This is a genomic window from Sphingobacterium sp. SRCM116780, from assembly GCF_021442025.1.
GTDB lineage: Bacteria > Bacteroidota > Bacteroidia > Sphingobacteriales > Sphingobacteriaceae > Sphingobacterium.
The window spans coordinates 684,875-709,851 of sequence record NZ_CP090446.1; the positions used below are offsets into that span (position 1 = coordinate 684,875).

Sequence of the window (24,977 nt, forward strand, 5' to 3'; positions counted from 1 at the left end):
TTAAATTCCAATTCATTTTTCTTTGTCCAATTGTAATAGACTTATTTTCTTAATTCCCTAAAATAGGAAACATTGCATTGCCATTTGCTGATTTGTCGGCGGTAACTTCTTCTTGCATTACATCCCAATGTTCCACAATTTTTCCATTTTCTATTCGAAAAATATCTACGGCAATCATATTTTTACCGTTCCAATCTTCATAACGCCCGTGTATCATTACTATATTTCCAGCTTCAGTAACTATCCCTGGTTCGTAACTGAATGTATCGCTAAGCGTAGGGATGAACTGTTTCAATACCGCTGTACCATTCGGTAATTGTGGATTGTGTTGGATGTAATTTTCACTAAAATATTTGTCGAATGCGGTGATGTCCTTATTTTTAAAGACTGCGGTGATTGCTGTTTTTACTAATTCTGAATTCGTCATTTTTTTTGAGTTAAATTAATTTTATAATCTAAAATTACTATAATTGTCTCAATTACTTCATTAGTACGTATTAGTTTGCTTAGTACAAAATTATAGACGATTGGAAAATAAAAGAAAAAACAAAGATTTTAATCCATTTAATTGCGGAGTCGTTCACTTTCTAAATATTGTTGGCGGTAAATGGAAGGTATTGGTGATTTATGCAGTTAGTAAAAAATGTAACCGTTTTAGTTTGTTACAAAAAACCATTCCACATATCAGTAAGCAAATGCTCATCAACCAATTGCGTGAGTTGGAAGATGATGGATTGTTAGAGCGTCAAATTTTTGCAGAAGTGCCCCCTCGCGTTGAATATGCGCTTACCGAATACGGCAATTCAATGATGTCTGTCATTTTAGATATTCAAAAATGGGGTGAAAAGGATTTGAAAGAAAAGTGTCAAATTTAGTGGAATGTCTTGAAAAGAATATATAGATTCAAATAAAGATTTCTTATACATTCTATATTAGAGCTAATTTTAGCCTACATATTATTCTTATTTAGTAGTACAGTTTACTCGTTTGAATCCATCTAGGCCATTTCCATTATTGTCAATACAGCCAAATTTATCCTTTAGGGTAAAATCAATATTTTCTCCTTTTTCATTTTTTGCCAAATATTTCAGAGGAGTAAGTGTTTTTTTATCGACCACTTCAAAACTTTGGGCATCTATAGTATCAATAAGTTTGTCACCTTTTAAATCAAAATTTAACTTTCTATTTCCTAAATAAACCCAATTTTTGTCTTTTGCTAATCCTAACAAGTGACGATAAATTTTAATGCTTTTGTAATCATTAGAAGGAATTTTTTCAGTACCAAAATAATAATTGCACCCATCTGTTATCCATCTGTTGGTATAGCTTTCTTCATCATTGAAAACAAACTTGAAATTTTTTACTGAACAAACATGTAAAGCTTCTGTCTTCAGGAAAACATCTTTTCCATCCGTAGAAAAATATTCATCAATTGGTTTGAAATTTTTACCAACAGCATTTTTTATGATCTCTCCACTATAGTAAGCATAATTTTTATCCTTACTGAAAATTTCATTTATAATTTCAAAAGTCTGAGGATCTGCCCCCACAATCATATTTCCACCAATGAAAACGTTGCTCTTATCTTTTCCAAAACCATATTTTAGCTCTTCAAAAGTAGAAAAATCAGCTCCTTCTATCAACTTTTTGTTTTTCCCAGAGCCTTCATTCCAGGAGGTAAAATATACTTTATTGTCTTTTATTGTGTAATCATTACAACTCATTAATGAAAAGGTGACAAATAGTAAAATAATTATATTTTTCATTTACTTTGATTTTCTACAAATGTAATATTATTTAATTTGATACTGATAATAGTTGTTGAATGTGTTTTTTAATTAATGCTGTTTGTATAGGCTAATTAAAAAATCAACATAGTTTAATTTAAGAAAACTTTATTTACTATATACTCTTTTACTCAGTGATACTTTTTTGATACTGCCATCTTTTTTTATTGAGACATATTCATGTATTAAATCATTATAGTTGTGAGTATAATATCCACGTTGGTAGTAATCTGTGTTGTAGTCAGAACCTGTATAATTATCTTTATAACCATTAACCTGCCAAGGTATATAGCATTCCAAATAGTAGTCACCAGGTTTCATTTTAGTAAAAACAAAGTCTCCATATTCATTAGTTTTAACTTCTAATCTGTTTTTCCATGCATCGGGATTTATATAGGCGAACTTTAATTTTTGAGGATTTTCTTGCTTCTTCAACTTTAAATATTCTTCTAAGTAGGGTGTAACAGGGAAAAGTATTACAGTGACTTGATTACCTGTAATTGTTTCTCCGGAACTGGCTGAAAGATATGCTTTTCCTTTTATGGTACTATTGCCTTCTTTCAATGCTACTTTTGCAGCATCTGCATCGAAAGGTGTTTTTGCAAATAACTTTATGGTATCAATTACATTCCTTCTGTCTTCTTCTTGCGCTCGAACAAAGCTAATCGTCCCAAATAAACAAAAGAGTAAAATGGTTATTTTATATAATTTCATGTTAAATTATTTTACATAAAGATATTAAATTAATAACAGAATATAATTTGATGGAAGGAAAAAAGAAGATTGACTAGGAGGAAAGATGTAAAATAATGAGTATTTTCCATTAATTAGGCTTATTAATCTGTCCACAGTATAGACACAATCTATTTCAAGAGGTAACTCGGAAATATAATACTATTATCATTATAATTCGAAATATGGTTTGGTGGAGAGCGAGGATTATTTACATGATCCCAAATGGGGGAGGCTTCAAGCTATAGAAAGTCATTCACTTCGTTCATTCTTTTTTTGTTTATACTATTTTGTTAAAGCAAGCTTACAAAAAGTATAAACAAAAAAAGTCCAACTTTACAGTTGGACTTTCTATCGCTTGGCGGAGAGCGAGGGATTCGAACCCCCGGACCTGTGACAGTCAACAGTTTTCAAGACTGCCGCATTCGACCACTCTGCCAGCTCTCCGCGACAAAAGTACGAATTTTAGCCTTCCTGCCAAATTTATTTTGGATTTATCACCTCATTTTCCTTGTTTAAATTGTACATGCCTGTTTTTTAGTTACTTTAATTTTGATTTTTTTCTTTAAATCTTTATCCCTAGTTTGCAATCATGGAGAAGGATTATACGTTATTACGATCTACATTAATGGAAGCATGTAAACAACATGTCGAAGATCGAATTGCAAATTTAATATTGGCCTTAAAATCAGCTCATGAAGCCAGTACAGATGATACTAAAAGTAGTGCAGGGGATAAATATGAAACCACAAGGGAGATGATGCAACAAGATATCGCAAGATGTCAGATGCAATTGGCTGAAGCAAAAAAAGATGAATCAACATTGAATGGTCTAGTTGAACCTTATCAATCCGATTTTGTTCAAGATGGAAGTATAGTAGAAACAAACAAAGGAATTTATTTTATCGCTATAAGTATAGGGATTGTCCAAACACCTTACGGAAAAGTATTTGTTATCTCCAATCAATCGCCAATAGGAAAATTGTTGTTGAAAAAGAAAGTTGATGAGTCCTTTATGTTTAATTCTGTAGAACAAAAGCTACTTTCTATAAATTAATCATGTGTTTTGAAACTATTTGGTGTTTTTATTGTTAACTATGAGTTGTCTATTGAATTATGTAGATTTATAAAAAAAAGCGGTAATTATGAAATTAAAAAGAGTATTTCCTATGTTAATGATGGCAGGCACTTTGGCTGTAGCAATGCCTTCATGTAATTCAAAAGTTTCGGATGCTGATTTAAAAGCAAAAGTTGAAACAATTATTAGTAGTCATCAAGGTATTACGACTTCAGTTAAAGATGGCGTTGTGACATTGGAGGGTTTTGCATCTTCTGATACAGAGAAAACTCAAATTGAGACTGATGTAAAAGCAGCAGACAAGTCTATCAAATCTGTTGTCAATAACATCGTTGTAGAAACAGTTGCCCCAGCTCAGATTACTGTGAATACAGTTGATGAATCGTTAGCAAAAGGTATTGTAGATGCAACAAAAGATTTCCCTACTGTAAAAGCTACTGTAAAAGATGGTATTATCTCGGTAACAGGATCAATCGAAAAAGCTAAACTAGTTACGTTAAAACAAGCTTTGGATAACTTACATCCTAAGAAAGTGGATTTAAGCGCGGTTACAACTAAATAATCATTTCAAAAATAGAATATTATGGCTTTAGAAGAAAAATATAAAGTATTATTAGATACAGCTAAATCATCAGGTATTAATGATTTAAATTATGCAGAGCAAAATGGTGTTTTGCAAATTAGAGGTACTGCTCCTACAGCGGATGTTAAAAATAAACTATGGGAAACCTATGGTAATATCGATCCAAACTTCGCGACAGGTGATGTTGTCATGGACGTTGAAGTAGCAACTGAAGTTCCAAGCAGTCAAGTGAAAGTGGTGACTGAAAGTTCAAATCTTAATATTCGTAAAGGACCAGGTACTGATCAACCTATTGTTGGTAAAGCAGCTAAAGACGAAATAATCACATTGATTAGTAAAGCAAATGACCAATGGTGGTTGGTTCGCACAAATGATAATGAAGAAGGATATTGTTATGCACAATATTTGCAATCAATTTAAGTAATTCTATAATCTTTGACAAAGCCTAAAATAATTTTATTTTAGGCTTTGTTGTTTCTTGACTAGGTTCTCTGGAAATATGAACATTCGCGAGGAACTAATACAATATACAAAAGAGTTTTCTAAACAGATGCCACGATAGTGTTATCGACCGGAATACACAAAAGATAGGTATTATAGTCAATAAGTGAACGTACTATCTAGATGGAATAATTGTGGCTATATCGCGACAATATACGAGGTTCTAATAACTAATTTTAATATAGTTTGAAACATTGCTATCTTTGAATTTTTGAGCAATTTTTTAATCATACTATGCGATATTTAGCGCTTATTTTATTTTCTTCCATATTATTTTTGACATCTTGTCAATCAAAAGCTCCTACGTATGGAGATGTGTTATCCGCATCTTTTGACCAAAAATTGTATCAAGATTTCGATAGTGCTGCTTATTTTGTCGCTATTCAAAAAGAACTTAAAAACGAAAATGCGAATTTGTTTAATCCAAAATGGATGATCGAAATAGCAGATTCTGCTAAAGGATTTAATTGGATACAACATCAGCTATTAACAGGAGGGACAGATAGTTTGTTGAATTATTTGAACCGTGCGGATGAGCATGGAATCAATCCTTCTTTTTTCCATACAGCAAAAATCCAGCAAGCATTAGATCAATTAAAAAGTAAGCAAGTAGCAGATTTAAATGAAGCATATACCTTATTGGCTAAGGTAGAAATACTTTCTTCAGATGCTATGGTTGCTTATGTGAACATGCTTGAAAATGGCATTGTAAACCCTAAACGACTTTATGGAAGATATTTTGTTGCGCATAGTCGCTATACGTTGCCAAAAGTAAGGAAACTATTAGATAGTACGTTGAACGTGTCTGAGGTACTTCAACATGCACAACCAAAAAATTCTTTTTACAAAAAGTTTCAGCAATTACTTGCGAAAGGAAATCTGACCAAGGACGATCGTACGAAGGTACTGTTAACCATGGAACGATTGCGGTGGATGGGTAAAGATTTTCCTGAAAAATATGTTTTTGTAAATATTCCTGAGATGAAATTGCAAATGATTGATGAGGGGACTTTATTTAATAGCATGAATGTATGTGTAGGCGAAACGGAGAATAAAGCTTATACAACAAATAGTGAAAATCATGAAACCCCAATAATGAGTGGAATACTCGATAGAATGCAGGTAAATCCTGTTTGGAATATTCCACAAAGTATCGTTAAAAAAGAATTACTAGCAAGCGTTAGGGCTAATCCAGGTTACCTTGAAAGCCGAAATATGGTGGTTTATAACTTAAAAGGACAACTTGTGAATCCTTATAACATCAATTGGCAAGCTGATTCTGTTAAGAATTTTAAATTCAAACAAAATCCAGGTTATGATAACTCATTGGGGAATATTAAATTTATCTTTGCTAATCCTTATGCGATTTATTTACATGATACACCTGCTAAAGGAAAATTTAAGGCGAGCAATCGGGCAGTAAGTCATGGATGTGTTCGTGTCGAAAATCCAACTGACTTAGCTTCATTTTTAGTAAATAATGAAAAGGAGGCGGCTAAGATTGCTAGTGAAATAAAAGGCTCTTCTAACGATTCGAGATGGGTTAAAATGAAGGAGGGGATACCCGTTTATCTATCGTATTATACGACCTGGCTAAATGAAAATAAAGAAATTCAACAATTTCCAGATATTTATGGGTATGACCAACGATTAAAATTAGCCATGAAAAAATATCTTTAATAAATTCTTGAAAAGAAAAATCCCCTTTATCAAATAAAGGGGATTTTTCTTTTTATTCTGATTTGCTCTTACTTGCTTTTTTTGATTTTTTTTCAGCTCTTTTTTCTTTTAATGTTTTTTCAGCTTTCTTTTTATCATTTTTTACCGCATTTTGTTCTTTTGCCATGGTAGTTGTCTTTAAGTGAAAATAATGTTTCCATATAAAGCTACTGAAAATAAATGACATATGTAATAAAATAGGTATATTGCTTTAAAGATTAAACTTTACTGAAGTAGCGTAGTCCTAGTACTGAATTTTATAAATTTTATCAAATGAAGAAACATTTTCTGAGTAAAGCTTTGGCTTTATTTGAAAGATTTAAAACACAAAAAATTACTGCTGAGGATTTGGATAAGGCAGAAGAAAAGGTTAAAGATTTAGATGGAAGAAAAGAAGACTTTCAACTTCTGCTTGCTATGTGTAGAGATACGTTCTCAGGTAAGTATAAAATGAATAAATGGAATTTATCAGTCATTATAGGAACGATTGTTTATGTCATATCTCCTCTAGATGCAATACCAGATGTTATACCTGTATTGGGATGGATGGACGATGTTACAATTGTGGGGTACGCCATCTCTAAACTTTCAGAGGAAATAAAAAAATATAAACTATTTAGGAAAGAAGTACCTGTAGATAATTTTTAATGTAAAAATTGTTAGATATAGAGAAATAATTTAAAGTCTTTGTTTATAAAATAAACAAAGACTTTTTTGTGTTTGAATTGTCATATTTTTTTAGCATAATTTTGAGCTATTTTCTTTATTATTTTAGCTGTAAAAAATATTTAATTTAATTTATGTAATTAATATACTGAAAATCAATTATTTAAATCCGTGTATTTTCAACAATAAGCTAAATTTTTTTTGTATCTATCTATTATATTTAGCTAGATTTGGTCAATATTTTAAAACAAAAGTATGACTTTATCAAAGATTAAACAGTTAGCTGGTTTGGGTATCCACGCACCTAAAGCAGTATTTTGTCAATTGGATAGAACTGCCCTCATTGCGCATGCTATTCAAAATGGAGAAGCTACTCAAGCCGATAATGGAGCTTTGAATATTTTGACAGGGAAATTTACAGGAAGGTCACCTAAAGATCGATATCTTGTAAAAGATGAAATCACCGAAAATAGAGTTTTCTGGAATGAGATTAATCAAGCAATTGCTAAAGATGTATTCAATGAATTGTATGATTTGGTAAGTGATTATTTATCATCTAAAGAACTTTTTGTAAGAGACTGCCAAGCAGTATCCTATGAGGAGTTGGCGAAACACATTCTAGTTGTGTCTGAAAAAGCTACACAAGATCTATTTGTTTCGAATATGTTTATTGAATCGCCTGGAATTGAAAATACAACAGTAGATTGGACGGTTCTTGTTGCTTCTGATTTGCAAATCCCAAATTATCAAGAATTAGACCTGAATGCTTCAAATTGTGTCGCTATTGATTTTAGTCGCCGAGTTGTTTTAGTTATTGGTACAGCTTATACTGGTGAAATTAAGAAAAGTATTTTTTCAATTCTAAATTTTGTATTGCCAGTCGAAAATGCTGTACTATCGATGCATTGCTCTGCAAATGTTGGTAAGGATGGTGATACCGCATTATTTTTTGGATTGTCAGGAACTGGAAAGACAACGTTATCGGCTGATGTAAATCGCTACTTAGTCGGTGATGATGAACATGGATGGTCAAATCAAGGGGTGTTTAACTTTGAAGGTGGTTGTTATGCTAAATGTTTAGGTTTAGATCCACAGCACGAACCCGAAATCTGTGGAGCAATCAAGTCTGGCTCGTTATTAGAAAATATTAAATTTTACGAAGGAACAGCTATTCCTAATTTTCAGGACGCTAGTATTACAGAAAATATGCGTGTTTCTTATCCATTAGCCTATATCTCATCCTATCGAGAGGTTAAGTTAGTGGACGCTCCAGATAATATTTTCTTTTTGTCAGCTGATGCGTTTGGAGTTTTACCTCCCATATCAAAGTTAACGATTGAACAGGCGATGTATTATTTTATTAATGGCTATACCGCAAAAGTGGCGGGAACAGAAATGGGTGTTTCGAAACCTACAGCTACATTTTCAGCCTGTTTCGGACAAGCTTTTATGCCTTTGCATCCTATGGAATATGCGGAGTTATTAAGAGATAAGCTGAAAAAAAATCCGAATACCAAAGTGTGGTTGGTCAATACCGGTTGGATTGGAGGTCCGTATGGAATCGGAAGAAGAATAAAATTAGCCTATACACGTAGCTTGATTCAAGCGGCATTAAGTGGAGAGTTAGAAGAGTATCCAATGGAGACTCATCCTATTTTTAGGTTAAATTATCCAACATTTTGCCAGGAAGTGCCACAACAAATTTTAAGTGCCAAGGAGCTTTGGGGTAATGATGAAGCGTATGATGGACAAGCGAAAGCTTTAAAATTACTTTTTGAAAATAATTTCAAAAAATATCAGGATACATACTTTACTACCGTTTAATATATAACCTTTTTAAATTAATCGTCGACATATATGAAAACGTTAGGTCAATTTATAATTGAAAAGCAGGCTGATTTTCCTTTTGCAAAAGGTGAGCTATCACGCTTGCTACGCGATATTGGTATTGCGGCAAAAATGGTGAATCGTGAAGTTAATAAAGCTGGTTTAGCCGATTTATTGGGAGGATATGGAGAGACGAATGTACAGGGGGAAGTGCAGCAAAAATTGGATGTTTATGCAGATGTTCAATTTATTTCGGCTTTACAGCGAGGAGGTGAGTGTTGCTACGTTGCTTCAGAAGAGCATGAATTAGGAATTGACTTATCTCATGATTTTGTTTCCAAAAATGCCAAATACATTGTTTGTATAGATCCGCTAGACGGTTCTTCCAATATTGATGTGAATGTTTCCGTTGGTACTATTTTTTCTATTTACAGAAGAGGAGGAACCGAGGGAATTACGATGGCTAATGATCTTTTACAACAGGGAAAACAACAGGTTGCTGCCGGATATATTATCTATGGATCATCCACAATGCTTGTTTACACAACTGGTAATGGAGTAAATGGATTTACATTAGATCCTTCTATCGGTGAATTTTGTCTTTCGCATCCCAATATGAAAATCCCTGACAATGGACAGATTTATTCTATCAATGAGGGAAACTATATTAAATTTCCACAAGCAATAAAGAATTATATAAAATATTGTCAAATTGAAGATGCAGAAACCAAAAGACCCTATATTTCACGTTATATTGGTTCCATGGTCGCCGATATCCATCGTAATTTGATTCGTGGCGGTGTTTTTATTTACCCTGAAACCTTATCCTTTCCTAAGGGAAAGCTCCGATTGATGTATGAATGTAATCCAATGGCTTTTATCATTGAGCAAGCTGGTGGAAAAGCAACTACAGGAAGCGAACGTATTTTAGATATCCAACCAACAGAATTACACCAACGTATTCCGATTGTTATTGGAAGTAGAAAAATGGTTGAAAAGGTCGAATATTTCTATCGTATGGAGTGTGAACCTTCATTAAATGTCTAATAAATCAAGCTAAGGGCTCTAGGTTTGTTCCTAGAGCCTTTTTCATATAATAACTATTTCAATAAGCATTCATCATTTTTTTTGGTTATTTTTCATTAAACTTCTTGTGCAGAGTTTTGGATGAAGGGGGGTATTTTCCATATGGATAACCTTTCAAAAGTATTTATTCCTATAACTTGTAATCTTTGTGTTGTCAATTCATTAGTTTTGCAAAACTTATTCTCTTACTTTATTGTTTAAGGGAATAAGTTTCAGGTGAGCGGCAATATATTAACATAAGATCAAAATGGAGGGAAAATTAAGAATATTTGACTTAGCTAGTCGGCAGTTGGAGTTATATCCAAATTTGACTATGTTCTCAAGTAAAACCAATGATGAATGGAAATCTATTACAACAGAAGAGTTTTTAAAGAAAGTAAATGCTATTTCAAAAGGGTTAATCGAATTAGGTGTTAAACCAAATGAAAAGGTAGGTCTGATAGCGGAGAGTAGTGTCGAATGGCATATTATTGATTTTGCCATTCAACAAATAGGCGCTGTTGTTGTTGCCATTTATCCCAATATTACAGATACAGATTATCAATATATTTTTAATGATGCCGAGATTAGGTTGACAATCGTCAGTTCAAAAAGTTTATATAAAAGAATTATCAACCTGAAAGATTCTATTTATAGTCTTAAGTATGTTTTTTGTATTGCAAAAGATGATGAAGTGCGAAATTGGAGTGATATTGTCGATATTGGATTAAAAGTATCGGATCAACGTGTTCAAGAACTAAAAGATCAAATATTATCTTCTAATTTGGCAACATTGATTTACACCTCAGGTACGACAGGTAAACCAAAAGGTGTCATGTTATCACATGACAATATTATTGCGAATGTTCGATCTGCGGAGGAAATCACGCCCTGTAAAGCTTATGATCGAGGCTTAACATTTTTACCACCTTGTCATGCGTATGAAAGGATGGTGATTTACACCTATATGTATATTGGAATTACGGTATATATCGCTGAATCATTTGAAAAAATCGGACAAAATTTATTAGAAGTAAAACCCAATATCATGACTGCGGTTCCAAGAATTTTGGAAAAGGTATATGAGAAAATCATGAAAAAGGGACATGATTTGCAGGGAATGAAACGGAATATATTTGATTGGGCAGTATCCATCGGAGAGAAGTATGATCCAAATCCAGAGCAGAGGAGTTTTGCTTATAATATTAAACTAGCCTTAGCTCGCAAGCTCGTGTTAGATAAATGGTATGAAGGTTTAGGCGGAAGCTTACAAACAGTGGCCTCAGGAAGTGCCTCTTTACAAAGTAAATTAGCTCGTGTTTTTCTTGCTGCAAGAATTCCTATCTACGAAGGATATGGCATGACAGAAGCATCTCCACTTATTTCAGTAAACCATTATTTAAAAGGGACACGTGTTGGTACTGTAGGACTAGCAGTTAAAGATGTTCAAATAAAACTTGCAGATGATGGTGAGATCTTGGTCAAAGGTCCAAATGTCATGATGGGCTATTATAAAAATAAAGAAGAGACTGACAAAGCAATTATCGATGGCTGGTTGCATACAGGAGATATTGGGATTTGGGTAGATGAAAAATTCTTGAAAATTATAGATCGTAAGAAGGAGCTTTTCAAAATATCAGGTGGAAAATACGTTACTCCTCAGCCTATTGAGAAGAAGTTAGTGGAATCAAGATTTATAGAGCAAGCGATGGTAGTAGGAGATGGAATGAAATTCGCGTCTGCTTTCATTGTGCCTAATTATGCACACTTGTTGGATTGGGCGAAATCGGAAGATAGCAGTCTTGTTCATCTTGCTAAAGAAGAATTTTTCAAACAAGATAAAATTATAAAGAAAATAAATCAGGAGATTCGGTTGGCAAATCAACATTTTGGTAATTGGGAACAGATTAAGAAACCAATGATTATTCCAGAAGAATTTACTATTGAAGGTGGAGAATTGACACCAACGTTAAAATTGAAACGTAAAGTAATCTTGGAGAAATATAAGACGGAATATGATCGGCTTTATCAAAATGAAAATGATTAACTTCTGAATATGTAAATAAGATATCCTGAATACGATTGGAGATAACTTTTTAATTATATATAGCTCTTAAATAACGTTTAGTTGTATATTAGCTTCTTATCCTAAAACAAGTATATATGCACTCATGCTTGTTTTCAGATTAAAAAGAAAAAATTTTCTTCCAGATCGAAACTTAAAATCTTAATTATGAACGTTGTAAAATTTTATTGTAAAAAAATACGATAAACAGTTTTTATATATCAATAATTGTTCTACTTTTGTAGCACAAAACACGGTAGGTGTAGCTCAGTTGGTTAGAGCATCGGTTTGTGGTACCGAGGGTCGTGGGTTCGAGCCCCATCACTTACCCCAATTTTGAAAGCAGTTCTGAAAAGAACTGCTTTTTTTGTTTGTCGCCAATTTCAAATCATTGAATAGCGTTATCCGATTCTCAGATATATTGTGATTGAAATGTCTTTAAAGACATTTATCGATTAGGCACATACTTATGCTTGCTCAGGCACCCCATTTGTTGTAAAAAATAAAAATATTGTTACATGCTATTCCTTTTCTGTTTCATTCTTTAAAAAAATGACTAATATCATGCTATTGCGAACGGAAAATGATGGAGGTTAAGCGAATATATATTATGAATTGGAGGTAATTTTCCTTATCGTTAGATTAGTATTTCACGTTAATTATATAGGTATGAAAAATTTAAAAATGTTAGAAAAAAAGCCACTGTAATCTCTAAAGCAGGGATGACAGGTGTAAAAGGCGGTATGAAATGGACAAAAGACAGAAGTGTAAATGTCCAAGATAGAAGATATTTGGATGGTTGGCTTGAATATAGGAGATCAATGTCTGCTGTAGATTGTCTTTATACGTATTAGTAATAATAACCTTCGTGAAGCTACTTTTTGTATGAAAATAGCTTCACGAAGGTTAATTTACTTTTGGTAGATTGGAAAGCAGTTCTGAAAAGAGCTGCTTTTTTTTACTATATCTGTTGAAGTTAATGTATCATAAGAGTGCGTTTAACCTCTATCTAGTTTAAGTGTTCGCTCTTTCAGTTGTCAATAAATCCAACAAAAACTGAACACTCTGTCTGGAAATAGGGCAAAACCAATGAAATTTAAAGCTGAACAATGGCAACAAGATATAGATTTGGAGATAATAGTTTACCGCGTTTTATAACTTTTGAAGTTGCCCCAATAACATTCTTGCAAGAATATTTCGGTCTAGAGACTTTGGTTTTCAAAGAGGATTGAAGTGATCCTTTGGAATAATAAATCAAAGGAGCTGAAAGTGAATGAAAGTTTGCTGAGACAAGGGTACATAAGCTTGTACTCCTCATTAATTCTACGAATAATAAACTGATCCTTACGAATTGTAAATGGTTTTGACAGCTGGCGTCTTAAAAAGCTATTTTAAAAGAAATTCTCAAAAAAAATGAGGACATTACTATGTTTTATCCTGATTACATTAACAGCCTGTAACAATATGCAAAACCAGACACAACAGATTATTGAACTGAATAAAAAGCAAACCAAAGAGGAAACGAAAAAGCTGCAACAGCAAAACGTACTTACATCTGCAGAAAGCGAACAGTTGAACAATCGACTAGTACAAGATTTGGATTATTATCTCAATCACCAAGATATAGATGCAAAGGATATTACAAGGCTTTTTAAAGAAACAGTTCAGAGCTTTGAAAATATCAAAATAACGCATCAGGTTTTTATAGTGATTGCTTCCACATATTATTGTATCAGCAGCCAAAGGATGATGAGAAATTATCCGCCCAAAATAGAAATGGAAATTCAGATTCAAGTCAATAAGGCTATGAACGATTGGTTTGCAAAATACCAGACTGGAAACGACAGATTGGATGATTTAATCATCCAGGTAAAGAATTATAAGAAACTAGCTTTTAACAAAGACATCAAAGCCGACGAATACACTGTTATATTAAATACACTGACTACTATAAGACAAGACGGCCTGCTCACAGATGAGACCATGAAACAAATGTTGTTAATCGATATGGCGAAGTATGCAAACCGCAGCAACAACAGCAACCTGGAGATACTAAACATCTACAACACTGTAAATGATATCAGAAACTTAGGTATTGAAAAAGAACTAACCACTATTTATGATAGTAATTTTATGCAATCCGCCTTACCCACTTACAGCCAATTGAAGAAACAGGTGACAAAACGGTTTAAATGGATGTTGCAGGAAGATTTAATAGAAACAGAGGAGTATGTTTTATTTACCCAAACGATCTTAAGTGCCATCGACTTCTGTGAAAAATCCAATGATGACGACAAAGAAGTCATAAAAGAACGACTCGTCAAAAGTATTGGTACATTGAGCAGGAGTGAATTGGAAACAGAGGATCGTGAAGCAGTGGTTGATTGGTATTATATGTTAGCTGAAATAAAAAATGTGAATATAAATGAAGAACTAAATCACTGGTTGTATCCATTTCTAAAAAAGTAAATCTCTACGAATTGTAAATGGTTTATTGCTTAAACGCTAGAAATGTTATCATTGAAGATAAATATTTGTAAAAGCCACATAGCTGTTTGTGATCGTAAAATAAAAAATGAAAAAAATAATTGCACTTTCTTTATCCTTAATTACGATTGTCATTTGTGGTTGGCTTATTATTAAGCAATTGCATTTGCTCGATATTCCACCAAATAAGAACGACACTTATGCCATGTGGGAAAAACAAGAGATTGATGCCAGAACTGACATAGACACATGTGAAAAGAAAGTATTGAAAAATCAAATAGATCTGAAACGGAAAAATGAAAGATATATTTCAGACATTGTATTTGAAAATCAGCGAATTACATTAGCTGTTGTTATCATACAATTAATATTGCTGGTTTTTATTTTTCTATTATCAAATGGAAAAAAGAAGCAGTAATCGCATTAATGAATGATATGGAAAAATTAAAAGCTGTACCAGCAGTTATCATTGTTATACAACTGATCAGTATCATACATCTGTTTTATACATACCGGTATGAGGATAGTCATATTCCGGTTGCTTTTATTGAATTGAATATTTTAGCAGTCATTAATTTAGCCGTAGTGATCCTAACATATTTTACCTTCTTTAGAGCAAGACAAAAAAATATGATCTGGTGGGTTGTGATTACACTTGCTCTAATCGTTATTGCAACCACAGGTCTCACTTTGTTTATCATGTTGTTGGATAAATACCGATACATGTAGTGTGAAATTAAAGATACATTACTTCATCCTTATAGTTAATTAGAGGAGAGAAAATAAATACATCGTTAGAAAATAAATTTAGATATTCAATAGTATAACAATGAATAGATATTTCATGATCATAATACTGTTAATCGTATCGGTTAGCAGTCGGGCACAGTCGTTATTTTTTGATAGTGAAAAAGAAGAATTTCTAGAACAGTTAAGGAATAAATCTATTCCAGAAATAAGAATAGTATTTGCTGATCAGGTTGAAAGTATTCATAACTTTCAACAGCAATTAAAACGCATAAGCAGCTTTAATAGCAATAAAACAGAAGTCGTATATACGGAAGAAACAGCAGAAAGTACAACTCCATATACACTACCAGATGCCAAGTTGATAGAAGAGCAATTTCATGCAACGATAAAAACATCAGTTTTTAATCAGCTATTCTCCTTGCCCAATTCTGACTTCCAAATTAGTCCTCCTGATCAAGAAGATGATGATCATGTAGCTTATCTTGACCTAAATTATGTTGTGAATCAGGCTTATAAAGATGGAAAATCGTACGGTAGTGAAGAAGTAGGATTAAGGGCTATAGATAGTCTGAAAGCTATTGCTAGTCAGCATATCCCTACAAAGATGGCAACCGTAAAAATGAATGTTTCCCTACAAGAAATGTCTTACAGAAATGGTAAGATTTATTTGGATTGGGTCAATAAAAACAAAGTAAAATTCCGTGTAGATACGACTATCAATAAAGACTTGTTGGAAGTATATGCACTTACAAGCAATGGTAAACTTGTCGATCACAAAAACTTTACACGTTCAAGCTATAAACCTGATGGTAGCATAGAAATTTTATTAAAAGAAATAGATTTGTTGTTTGCTGATTTCGTAAAAAAAATTGATACCAATGAATTTGGGAGTAAAGAAGACTTGATCAATGAAGTAAAGAACAGGATCAATACCCTTAAATTACCTGAAAGATCTCCAGTAGATTATAAAGAATACGGCTTTAAAGGTAATGTTGCACATCTTGTATTTTACTTTAAGGAAGACAGTAAATTATTCAAGCAGGATATTACAGCCTATAATAAAGAAACGAAAAAAAACCAATATGAGGTTTTTAGCGATGAAAATGAACGAAAAGGTATTTCCGATGTAGATGGAAACATTCGAATTAAAGAACAATATAAATCATTGCAAAAGGAAAATGATCATTATTATTATGCTACCGACACGGCTTATCATCATACGAACTATTACTTTGATGAGAAGAAGAATGTATTGATCAATTTAAAAATGGATGGTTATTTAGACGGTCAGGAAAACGGTATGGTCGTCATACGGAAAATTGTTAATAGGGATACTGTAAATCATGAAAATGAATATTTACATGGGCTGTATAACAAAGAAGGAAAACTAATTCTTCCTTTAACATACCGATCACTCCAAGTAATAGGTCAGGTCATTATTGCACAAAAAGAAGACACATACAGTTTGTTAAACTTAAATGGCCAACCTCTGAATGATGAAAAATTTGATGAAGTAAATCGGGCATCAGATCTTGAAAATGAAATGGAATATCCATTACTTATTGCTAACAAGAATGACAAGTATGGTATTTTAGATCTAGAAGGAAATCAGCTTTGTCCATTTAAATATGATGCTATTAATTCCTTTTATAATGGAAAAGCTGTTGTTGTACAAGTTAACAAAGATGGTGATGATCGATTTGGACTGATCGATAATAACTTGAAAGAGATAGTTCCGTTAGAATACGATCTTATTTTTAATTATAAAGATGGGATGGCTATTTTCATGAAAGATGGTCGGTATGGATTATTGGATGAAAAAGGTCAGATTATGGAGCCTGCCATTTATGATAGTATGGAAGAGGTTTCAGATGGTATGGTGGTGGTGCGGAATGATGAAGGGAAATATGGTGCCATAAACAACAAAGGAGAATTAACTGTTCCATTCATTTTTTCTGAAATAAATGATTTTCAAGCTGGTTACGCTTTTGTGATGACAGAAGATCAATATGGTATTATAGATAAAATGGGGAAATATATGCTGCAGGGTAAAAAGCCAGGTAGCTATGGTCTTAGCTTAAACTGGAAAGGCAAAAAAAGAACCTATCTTTTTAATGATAAACTTTACAATTATAAAGGCGATTTGATAAAGAAACAATAGAAATCCCATCATTTCAGTAAACAACAATTGGTAATCTGGTTCCTTATACTTAGGTATGAGTTGGTTATTGCAATAAATTCTCATTATACGAAATAGTTTTGCAAATATAACAAGGAAATCTTAAAATATATACGAATAATAAATCAAGTCCTACGAATTGTAAACGGTTTTGTAACTAGCCCTGCAGAAATATTACATTTGAATACAAATAATTAAACAGCTCAATCATTACTTTAAACAATAAAAGACGCAGAAACAGGAAAACAATTATTAATTATTTTCTCTGATTATTTTTCATACCCCAATTGTCGATTAGTTTACAAACATAACATGAAAATCAGGTTTTCCCAGCTTATTTTTTTAATAGCTATATACACACCTCTTGTGTTGCAAGCTCAAGATAATAGGGCTTACCGTTTGTTTGATATACAGCGTAAAACTGGTGTTGTAGATACCTCTGGTAAGGAAATAATAGCGCCACAGTACGGCGGTATTGTAGAATATATTTATGCTAAATCACAATGGGTATTTCACGATACCAATAAAAAGAGCCTTCTTTTTAATCGCAATACTGGACAAATGAAGGAATATGATGATATCGATGTGCGTCATCTGGAATATCGTGATACTTTTTATACACGCATTAAAGACAATAATAGCTATTATCTGCTAAGCGAAGTCGATGACAAGAAAATAAAGCTGCCAAAGGGATGGGAAGATGTAGGAGCTGTCGGTGATTTTTTTGTTCTCCAGGAATATTATTCAGCACCATCTACATCTTCAAAAAAGGATAAAAAAGGAAGATGGTTACCGCCTGAAGTATCAACGATGATACCACTACTTCGTTCGGAATATGAAATAACAGCGAGAGGAGATATGGCTCATATTGTTCAAGGGAACGAATATATTGCTAGTTTCGAGACTGATCTCACAACAGGTAAAATATTTTTACCCGAGAAATACTTTTCAGAATTGAAGCTAGAAAAGATAAATATAACCAATGTACAAGAATAAAATGAATACTAAGTAAACATACTTGCTTAGCGAGAGTGAAATATTGAAATAAAATAAAAAATAAAAATGGATAAGAAACAATATGCAGAGCATCTTGCCCAATTAGTGCCCGGGATTGAAATTGATATAGAAAAGAGAGATCTTTCAGATGAATTTTATGCTTACTTTCAATGTTTTATGCCAGATGGAAAGGACATAGAAAAAGTCTTTGTATCCTTAGAAAAGGGACAAGAGTTACTAGAAAGAATTATACCTATTTATGAAGCAACTCAACAGAAAACGCTTCAACAGTTTAAAGAAGGTATTTCTCCTGGTTATTTTTGTCCTGATTCCACTGGAAATAAAGAATTGTTGGAGCATTTAGGGAAGGCACATATTGAAAGTATAAAAATATTTTCACAATTTTTGGAAGACAAAGAACTTGAACAAATGTTGGAAAATGTCCACGAAATTGTCATTTATGAAGAGGAAAGAGAATTAAAAAATGATTACTTAAATTCATATTTATACGATACAATTTCTGACTGGAGCATTGAAAACGAAGATGGGGATGGATTAATCAGCATTTTAAATGAAGCGTATTATTCCATTAACTGCGATTATTATCTGTCTTATTACTTACGGTTTCCAACATTTAAAAATAAACCTGAACACGACTTCTTAAAAAGTTATTTTGAAATATGGAAAGCAGGATATTATTGTAAATTTGATAAAACTAAACTAATTATTTATAAATAATTAGTTTTAATAATTTACACTATACGGTCACATTTTCCTTCTAAATTGTAAATAATCAGCTTTCGTTTTTTGTTGGAAAATCAGTCTGTTTTTGTGTAGACCGAAAAATACGAAAAATCTATTTTTATTCTTCGTTGATATTCACAATTATTCTTGACTCGGTAATAGTAGATTTTACGAATAATAAACGGCCATAGTGATTAAGAAAGAACGCTTGTCCATCTACTGTCAGCAAATTTATTTTTTGGATTTTGTGAGCTCTCGCATCTTTTCTGGTAGTTGTTGTTCATCTTCATTGGTATAGTTTAAGTCTATATATTTTATGATGCCATTAGGTGCAATAATATAGGTAAGCCTGTTGTTATAACCATTTTTGTTATAAGCGTTGTATTGTTTGGCTATTTCATAGTCCTCATCATTTAAGTAAACCGTGTTGTATGTTTGTAAAGTAGAACCCCAATACTTGAGCAGTGGCATGGTAGAGCTGGAAATAGCATATCTTATTTCAGTAGATCCCAATATGATTTTATCGAAAGACTGTATTTGCGCAGAACAGCTTGCTATACGAGCAAGCATGCCCCCATGAGATAAAGCACTCGGGAGTGTACCGCTAAATGCTGCTGGATAGAATGTGATTATTTTCCATTTTTCTTTATCATCTAACAACTTTTTTGTTGGGAAGATATTATTCGGATCTTTCAGAATAAAATCAGGAGCTTTGTCTCCGATTTTAAGCATAGTATATTCCTGATGATTGGTATCCCGCGAGGTTAAGGAAAGAAATTGCTTCATATAATTTTCCAGCGGTTTTAAATGTTCTCCCTGAGCGCGGTAGGCTGTGTCTTTAAAAAGAATTTTATTGTCTGCATCTAAAAGGAATAAAACAGAACTTTTGTTTAATAGTGAATCGGATGGTTGTTCAGGTGACATAGAAAGGTTGAAAGATAATGAATCTGACGATATCTTCAGGGGGGAGGACGTTTGTTGCACCTGTTGTTTCGAAAAGGGACGAAATACAGGCAAACCAACGGATGTATATATATAACCAGTTTCATCATAAATAACCTTCATACTATCCAATATATTTCGGTTTTCGAGTTTGAAAATCTTACTCTGGTTCGTTAAATCATTATCTGTCCATTTATCCTTATCGTTTACGACCAAAATAATGTCAATCTTTGGCTTTTGTCCAGATGGAAATGCAAGTCCCTGCACAAAATAGTAATGAAAAGAAGTGCTGAGCATACTGGCATATTCACAGTCCAAGTACAGGCTGGGAATGAATGCAACTAATTTGAGATTGTTCGCAGGTTGATAACCAGTAATACTGTGGATAGGAAATTTATCTTGAACATGTAGTCCCTGTGATGTAGCTTTATTAAAGAATAAAACTACAAGAAATAAGGCATAAATTTTTTTCATGGTTCATCTTTTCAAAACTGTGATTACCTAAAATTCAATGTTTAAGAACATGCTATATCACTTGTTCTAATACATAGAATAAATAAACCAATATCTAAAATATAAATTGTAAATCATTTACAATTTGCTATGACTGATTTACAATTCGTATAAATACCTGTCTTTTATAGCTGTTCAACTTATCATTTGTTTTCAATAGTTGGTTAAGCATCAACTTCGGATTGGTAAGCCCCATGGTCCTTTGTTCATTAATAATTACAAAGTCCTCTTGATTTGTATCCTCACAGATTTCTAAAAATTTGCGAATAATAAATGATCTTCAACGAATTGTAAATGCTACTGAGGAATGTATATGTAAAATGTTAATATTGATAGCGGAATCCGTATCCTAAATTAAGCTAAAGGTTTAAATAATGAAAAAAGGTTTGTCCATGTTGATTGCATGTTTAATTTTGATTTCTTGTCGTTTTAAAGAATCAAAAAATATAAAAGAAACTAAAGTCGTTACTCCAGAAGTTCGTTCAGAGAAAGTGGATAAAAATGAAAAACAAACACTTGAAATCGGTTATTTCGATACTTACGAGAAGCTTCCTAAATTCAAAATAGATTCAGTCGATCAATCCGAGTATTATAAGCTAAAAGCAACTAAGGATTTTGAACAATCCAATGTTGAAAAAGTAGATGAATTCTTTTATATTCAAACCTCATCTTCAAAACTGAAGTATAAAGAATATAATGAAAATACAGCCCCAGAGAGACTGAATGGAAATGAATATTTAGGGTTCAATAACAGATTAAAACTATTTGCTATTCAAAGTAACTCCGTTTCAGAGGGATTAGGTTTTGCGGAATTGATATTAATAGATAGCATAACCAATTACCAGTATCGAATTATTTCCTTAGGAGATTGGAGCGTTTCTTTGCCAAAACTATCTCCAAACAATAAGTTTATGGTCTATTATCAAAACCCAGAGTATGAATCCGAAACCTTAAGTATTGCCGTTTTAAAAGTGAATGAAACCGACAGATATCATCATTTCTTTAAAGAATATGCCAGTTGTATGGTTCAAAATAAGCTATCCATTGAAGAGATCAGATGGAAAGACGATCAAACATTCTATGTGAAAGCGTATAAATCAACAATAGATGCCGCTGGTCATGAGGTTAAATTATTCAACTATTTTGTAGCAATCATCAATTAGTGATTGTAATGATTTATTAAGTTTTTGCTATCATTTGTAAAATAAACTTAAAAACAGAAAATGAAACCGATACTTTTACTACTTTTCCTCTTGCTATTTGACTGGGCTTATGGTCAGTCAAAACCTGAAATTGATCATATTGTAGTCAATGATTATATGTCTGAACGGAATATTTCCGTGATAGGTCCTATTCCAGCGGGTTATAACAAAGGCATTGTTGACAGTCTGGAAAACTCTTATGTGGAGTACTATGAAAAAGGTAACCTTGTCAAAACGAACTATTATAGCACAGTAGGCACTTTGTACTACACAAGGCAATCTGTTTACGACAAGAAAAACCGTGAAATAAAAGAGTTGAAGATTGATGAATATAAAAACGATACTTGTCTGGTGATATATGAGTATATGGATAGCTTAGATATATTGACCAGTAAGCAAATCAACAATCTTTGTGACAGTAGTCGACTGGATTTCTATTACCAATACAATGAAAAAAAGCAAAGAGTTGGGCTAGCGATGTACGAAAATGGAAAGCTTTATGAAAGGAGTACGATAAGTTATCCAAATGTAAATGAAAAGGTAATAAAGTCTCACAGTAACACGGATCGTCCATCAACCTATAATTACAGGTATAATGACAAAGATGATTTGGTTTATGAAAAAATAAAAAAATGGGAGTCTGTTAGGAAAGACGAGTATTTTGAAGTAGAGGAAGAAAATGAATATAGCTATAAATACGACCAGTTTGGCAACTGGACGGAACGCATTAAACAAAACTATTGTCCTCTAAAACCGAAAAGCAGAATGGTGAAAAAAAGAAAATCTAATGGACCGCCCCAAGTTAAGACAGCAGAACGTGAATGTTTTGTTGAGATGAAAGAAAAATTAATCAGAAGAATTTATTACAAATCACTAGCTCCTTAATGTTTTTCCTTCAGGTATCTTCAGTTTGACTAGCACTATTTTAAATACCAATTTACAGTGGTTGAGCATGTGTTTTTTTACTACGATCATTGAATTATCCTATATCCATCTTTGAGGAATTTCTTCTATAAGAGCAAATGAGGATAGCTCGAAATCATTTGGATCAAGGTTCTCAATGTCTTCCCGGTTTTCAAAAGTGAGTTCCAAACCGCTTGTAAGCCTTAATTTGATTCCCAGATTATCGGTCTTCTTCTTAAAATCTATGTTGTTCTTGTTTAATTCTAATAAAACATATGAAAGTTGGAGTCTACTTGTATCTTTAAAAATCCATCTGTTTAGTTTTAATTTTTTACCACTTCTGAGTTTTGTACGAAGGAAGTGATCCGAAAAAATTAAAAATAACTCCTCTCCAAAGAAATGAAATTCGATGTTGCCGTAAGTCCAAATATCAAAACCATCTTTCTTTATTCGCTCATCAAATCGTGAATCAGGATTGGAAAAATTATTTAAAATCCATTCTTTCGTTTGACCTAATTTAATACAATCGAATTTTCCTGTTTTGAAAAATTCGAGAAAATCTATTGGTATCGGGGTTTTTATTATCATTTCTATCCTTTAATCTTTTATTTTACTAATTCTTTTACATCAAATGCTATTCACGGCTTAATTAGATGCATTTGTTTAAAATCAGGTACTTTGCTGTAAATGAGCTAAACTTGGTTCTATATTCTCGATGAAATCTTTATAGGTTTCTGCAAATTTGTCAAATTGAATACGAGTTGGTGAAGTTTTGATTTCTTCACCATCATTATATTCTTCACCTAAAAATATTTCTGTCTCTTATCTTCAAAAAACGACAACGAAAAATAAATTACAACAGAAAATCCAGTCCAGTCGGCTCCTCATTCATCCCAAAATGGGTGTGGTTTCATAATTGTGTTTAGTAAAAAATTGTTGTATGGCTATATGTATATTGCGCTATATTCAAATTTAATATTTTTACAATTTAAATTTCTTAACCGTTTACAATTCGTATAGTATAATTTATTATTCGTGGGGAAAATATAAATTTCAAAACATAAGCAATATTTTAGATGCATTTTACCTGCGAATAATAAGTCAGTCTAGGCGAATTGTAAATGGTTTTAAATAAAAGGAAAGCCATCTGTAGTTTTGATATAATAAAGTAAAAAAAGATATCAACATCTTATGTATACTGTAAAAAAATTACTTGTCATATCCTTTGTTGTGTTGACCTATCTAAAGCCAGTACAGGCACAACAAATAACATTTCCGCAAAGCTTTCAATGTGGTGAATCTTTTTTTAACGGGATGGAAATATTTAACATTCCCAAAAAGGTAAGTGAAGAAATCGGTATGAATCAAAATCCTGGTGTGATGACCACTGAAAAAGGTATTCGATATTTTCTAAAACCTGGCACATCAATAGAAGGTATAGACGCCGTATATTATGAAGTGTATCAAGATCGTATCCATGATGATAAATATGCTGGTGTATATGTCCTCCAGTTTAAAAGTAAACAGGCGATGGTACCTGTGTTAACCGGACTTACTACTCAAGATTATGTCGCTTATATGATCGTGGATAATTACCTGATCATGGTATGGCGCAGTGCTTCAAAAAATACCGCAGAAACTATAAAATCTGTGTACGATCATTTCCGTCAAAAGTTGGGTGTAGAGCTTTATGAGGTGAAACCTGAGCAACAGAAACAAGATACCGTAGCTGTAGTAAAACAGGAGCAGAGTGATGCAGGTGTTGTCGATCCCTCATACTATGTTGAACTGGGATTTGGTAATGTGGAAACCAGCATTATTGACAAAGAGGATGCCTTGATATTAAACAACAGAATAAGCGCCCTACAAAGACAATATGGAGTGGAGGTAGCCTTTCAGCAGCTACATCCTGACGATACACAAGAGTGGGATGAAGAAAGAAAAGAATTTTATGCTTCCCATCTGGTGTGGACTTTCGAAGAACGTATCAAAAATAATGTAGTGATCATGTTTGATAAAGAAAGTGGTAAATGTTGGATATTTTATGGCACACATAATAAGCAACGTTTCAAAGGCTTGACACTAGCAATGCAGGACAACTTTGAGCATCATTACAAAACTATAGGGGCAGAGAAGGCAATGGAAGTCGTATTATCTGTTATTGAACAGGTCTACAAAAAATAGAAGTAATTGTATTACATAAGTACATGCTGAAAATTGCAGTGTAATAAAAAATTA

The 24,977-nt window shown here is 32.7% G+C and carries 23 protein-coding genes and 2 tRNA genes; 19 read left to right on the plus strand and 6 right to left on the minus strand.

The window, feature by feature from the left end:
• Positions 1-49 precede the first annotated feature (49 nt).
• Positions 50-427, minus strand: coding sequence for a nuclear transport factor 2 family protein (locus tag LZQ00_RS02885; RefSeq protein WP_234511770.1), 378 nt, complete (start codon positions 425-427; stop codon positions 50-52).
• A gap of 100 nt (positions 428-527) precedes the next feature.
• Between LZQ00_RS02885 and LZQ00_RS02890 the strand changes: the two genes are divergently transcribed.
• Positions 528-875 carry a winged helix-turn-helix transcriptional regulator gene (locus LZQ00_RS02890; RefSeq protein ID WP_234511772.1) on the plus strand — a complete coding sequence of 116 codons (348 nt, stop codon included), beginning with the start codon at positions 528-530 and terminating at the stop codon, positions 873-875.
• An 87-nt stretch (positions 876-962) separates the two neighbouring features.
• Here LZQ00_RS02890 and LZQ00_RS02895 read toward each other — a convergent pair whose 3' ends face one another.
• From LZQ00_RS02895 to LZQ00_RS02905, 3 genes are all read right to left on the minus strand, one after another.
• Complete coding sequence (locus tag LZQ00_RS02895; RefSeq protein ID WP_234511774.1) at positions 963-1,766, minus strand: DKNYY domain-containing protein; 804 nt, start codon at positions 1,764-1,766, stop codon at positions 963-965.
• A 129-nt stretch (positions 1,767-1,895) separates the two neighbouring features.
• Positions 1,896-2,501: a hypothetical protein gene (locus LZQ00_RS02900; RefSeq protein ID WP_234511776.1), complete on the minus strand. Its 606-nt coding sequence runs from the start codon at positions 2,499-2,501 to the stop codon at positions 1,896-1,898.
• A 377-nt stretch (positions 2,502-2,878) separates the two neighbouring features.
• Positions 2,879-2,966 (minus strand) — tRNA-Ser (locus LZQ00_RS02905).
• 145 nt (positions 2,967-3,111) lie between these two features.
• Here LZQ00_RS02905 and LZQ00_RS02910 point away from each other — a divergent pair.
• The 15 genes from LZQ00_RS02910 to LZQ00_RS02980 all read left to right on the plus strand — a co-directional run bounded on the left by LZQ00_RS02910 (position 3,112) and on the right by LZQ00_RS02980 (position 19,173).
• Complete coding sequence (locus tag LZQ00_RS02910; RefSeq protein ID WP_234511778.1) at positions 3,112-3,576, plus strand: GreA/GreB family elongation factor; 465 nt, start codon at positions 3,112-3,114, stop codon at positions 3,574-3,576.
• 88 nt (positions 3,577-3,664) lie between these two features.
• Entirely contained in the window at positions 3,665-4,159 is a 495-nt protein-coding gene (locus tag LZQ00_RS02915; protein ID WP_234511780.1) for a BON domain-containing protein, read from the plus strand.
• 21 nt (positions 4,160-4,180) lie between these two features.
• Entirely contained in the window at positions 4,181-4,600 is a 420-nt protein-coding gene (locus tag LZQ00_RS02920) for an SH3 domain-containing protein (protein WP_234511781.1), read from the plus strand.
• 315 nt (positions 4,601-4,915) lie between these two features.
• Positions 4,916-6,361, plus strand: coding sequence for a L,D-transpeptidase family protein (locus LZQ00_RS02925; protein ID WP_234511783.1), 1,446 nt, complete (start codon positions 4,916-4,918; stop codon positions 6,359-6,361).
• 312 nt (positions 6,362-6,673) lie between these two features.
• A complete protein-coding gene (locus tag LZQ00_RS02930; RefSeq protein ID WP_234511785.1) occupies positions 6,674-7,048 on the plus strand; it encodes a YkvA family protein in 375 nt (124 codons plus the stop codon).
• A gap of 273 nt (positions 7,049-7,321) precedes the next feature.
• Positions 7,322-8,890, plus strand: coding sequence for a phosphoenolpyruvate carboxykinase (ATP) (pckA, locus tag LZQ00_RS02935; protein ID WP_234511787.1), 1,569 nt, complete (start codon positions 7,322-7,324; stop codon positions 8,888-8,890).
• Positions 8,891-8,923: 33 nt separating this feature from the next.
• Positions 8,924-9,940, plus strand: coding sequence for a class 1 fructose-bisphosphatase (fbp, locus tag LZQ00_RS02940; RefSeq protein ID WP_234511789.1), 1,017 nt, complete (start codon positions 8,924-8,926; stop codon positions 9,938-9,940).
• Positions 9,941-10,226: 286 nt separating this feature from the next.
• Positions 10,227-12,005: an AMP-dependent synthetase/ligase gene (locus LZQ00_RS02945; RefSeq protein WP_234511791.1), complete on the plus strand. Its 1,779-nt coding sequence runs from the start codon at positions 10,227-10,229 to the stop codon at positions 12,003-12,005.
• Positions 12,006-12,279: 274 nt separating this feature from the next.
• Positions 12,280-12,356, plus strand: a tRNA-His gene (locus tag LZQ00_RS02950).
• A 1,131-nt stretch (positions 12,357-13,487) separates the two neighbouring features.
• Positions 13,488-14,492 carry a DUF4844 domain-containing protein gene (locus tag LZQ00_RS02955; RefSeq protein ID WP_234511792.1) on the plus strand — a complete coding sequence of 335 codons (1,005 nt, stop codon included), beginning with the start codon at positions 13,488-13,490 and terminating at the stop codon, positions 14,490-14,492.
• A gap of 106 nt (positions 14,493-14,598) precedes the next feature.
• Positions 14,599-14,928 carry a hypothetical protein gene (locus LZQ00_RS02960; RefSeq protein ID WP_234511794.1) on the plus strand — a complete coding sequence of 110 codons (330 nt, stop codon included), beginning with the start codon at positions 14,599-14,601 and terminating at the stop codon, positions 14,926-14,928.
• A gap of 17 nt (positions 14,929-14,945) precedes the next feature.
• A complete protein-coding gene (locus LZQ00_RS02965) occupies positions 14,946-15,239 on the plus strand; it encodes a hypothetical protein (protein WP_234511796.1) in 294 nt (97 codons plus the stop codon).
• Between the two features lie 115 nt (positions 15,240-15,354).
• The gene (locus LZQ00_RS02970; protein ID WP_234511798.1) at positions 15,355-17,421 is read left to right on the plus strand and encodes a WG repeat-containing protein; all 2,067 of its coding nucleotides are present in this window, start codon (positions 15,355-15,357) and stop codon (positions 17,419-17,421) included.
• 330 nt (positions 17,422-17,751) lie between these two features.
• Positions 17,752-18,435 carry a hypothetical protein gene (locus LZQ00_RS02975; RefSeq protein ID WP_234511800.1) on the plus strand — a complete coding sequence of 228 codons (684 nt, stop codon included), beginning with the start codon at positions 17,752-17,754 and terminating at the stop codon, positions 18,433-18,435.
• A 66-nt stretch (positions 18,436-18,501) separates the two neighbouring features.
• Entirely contained in the window at positions 18,502-19,173 is a 672-nt protein-coding gene (locus LZQ00_RS02980) for a hypothetical protein (protein WP_234511802.1), read from the plus strand.
• Positions 19,174-19,410: 237 nt separating this feature from the next.
• Here LZQ00_RS02980 and LZQ00_RS02985 read toward each other — a convergent pair whose 3' ends face one another.
• Positions 19,411-20,595, minus strand: a complete 1,185-nt coding sequence (locus LZQ00_RS02985) for a redoxin domain-containing protein (protein ID WP_234511804.1) — start codon at positions 20,593-20,595, stop codon at positions 19,411-19,413.
• Between the two features lie 413 nt (positions 20,596-21,008).
• Here LZQ00_RS02985 and LZQ00_RS02990 point away from each other — a divergent pair, with 413 nt between their 5' ends.
• Both LZQ00_RS02990 and LZQ00_RS02995 read left to right on the plus strand, forming a co-directional pair.
• Positions 21,009-21,797: a hypothetical protein gene (locus LZQ00_RS02990; RefSeq protein WP_234511805.1), complete on the plus strand. Its 789-nt coding sequence runs from the start codon at positions 21,009-21,011 to the stop codon at positions 21,795-21,797.
• 60 nt (positions 21,798-21,857) lie between these two features.
• A complete protein-coding gene (locus tag LZQ00_RS02995) occupies positions 21,858-22,721 on the plus strand; it encodes a hypothetical protein (RefSeq protein ID WP_234511807.1) in 864 nt (287 codons plus the stop codon).
• 99 nt (positions 22,722-22,820) lie between these two features.
• On the opposite strand, the gene LZQ00_RS03000 is transcribed toward LZQ00_RS02995, so the two are convergent.
• Entirely contained in the window at positions 22,821-23,327 is a 507-nt protein-coding gene (locus LZQ00_RS03000) for a hypothetical protein (RefSeq protein WP_234511809.1), read from the minus strand.
• Between the two features lie 603 nt (positions 23,328-23,930).
• On the opposite strand from LZQ00_RS03000, the gene LZQ00_RS03005 reads away from it, so the two are divergent.
• The gene (locus tag LZQ00_RS03005; protein WP_234511810.1) at positions 23,931-24,923 is read left to right on the plus strand and encodes a hypothetical protein; all 993 of its coding nucleotides are present in this window, start codon (positions 23,931-23,933) and stop codon (positions 24,921-24,923) included.
• Positions 24,924-24,977 lie beyond the last annotated feature (54 nt).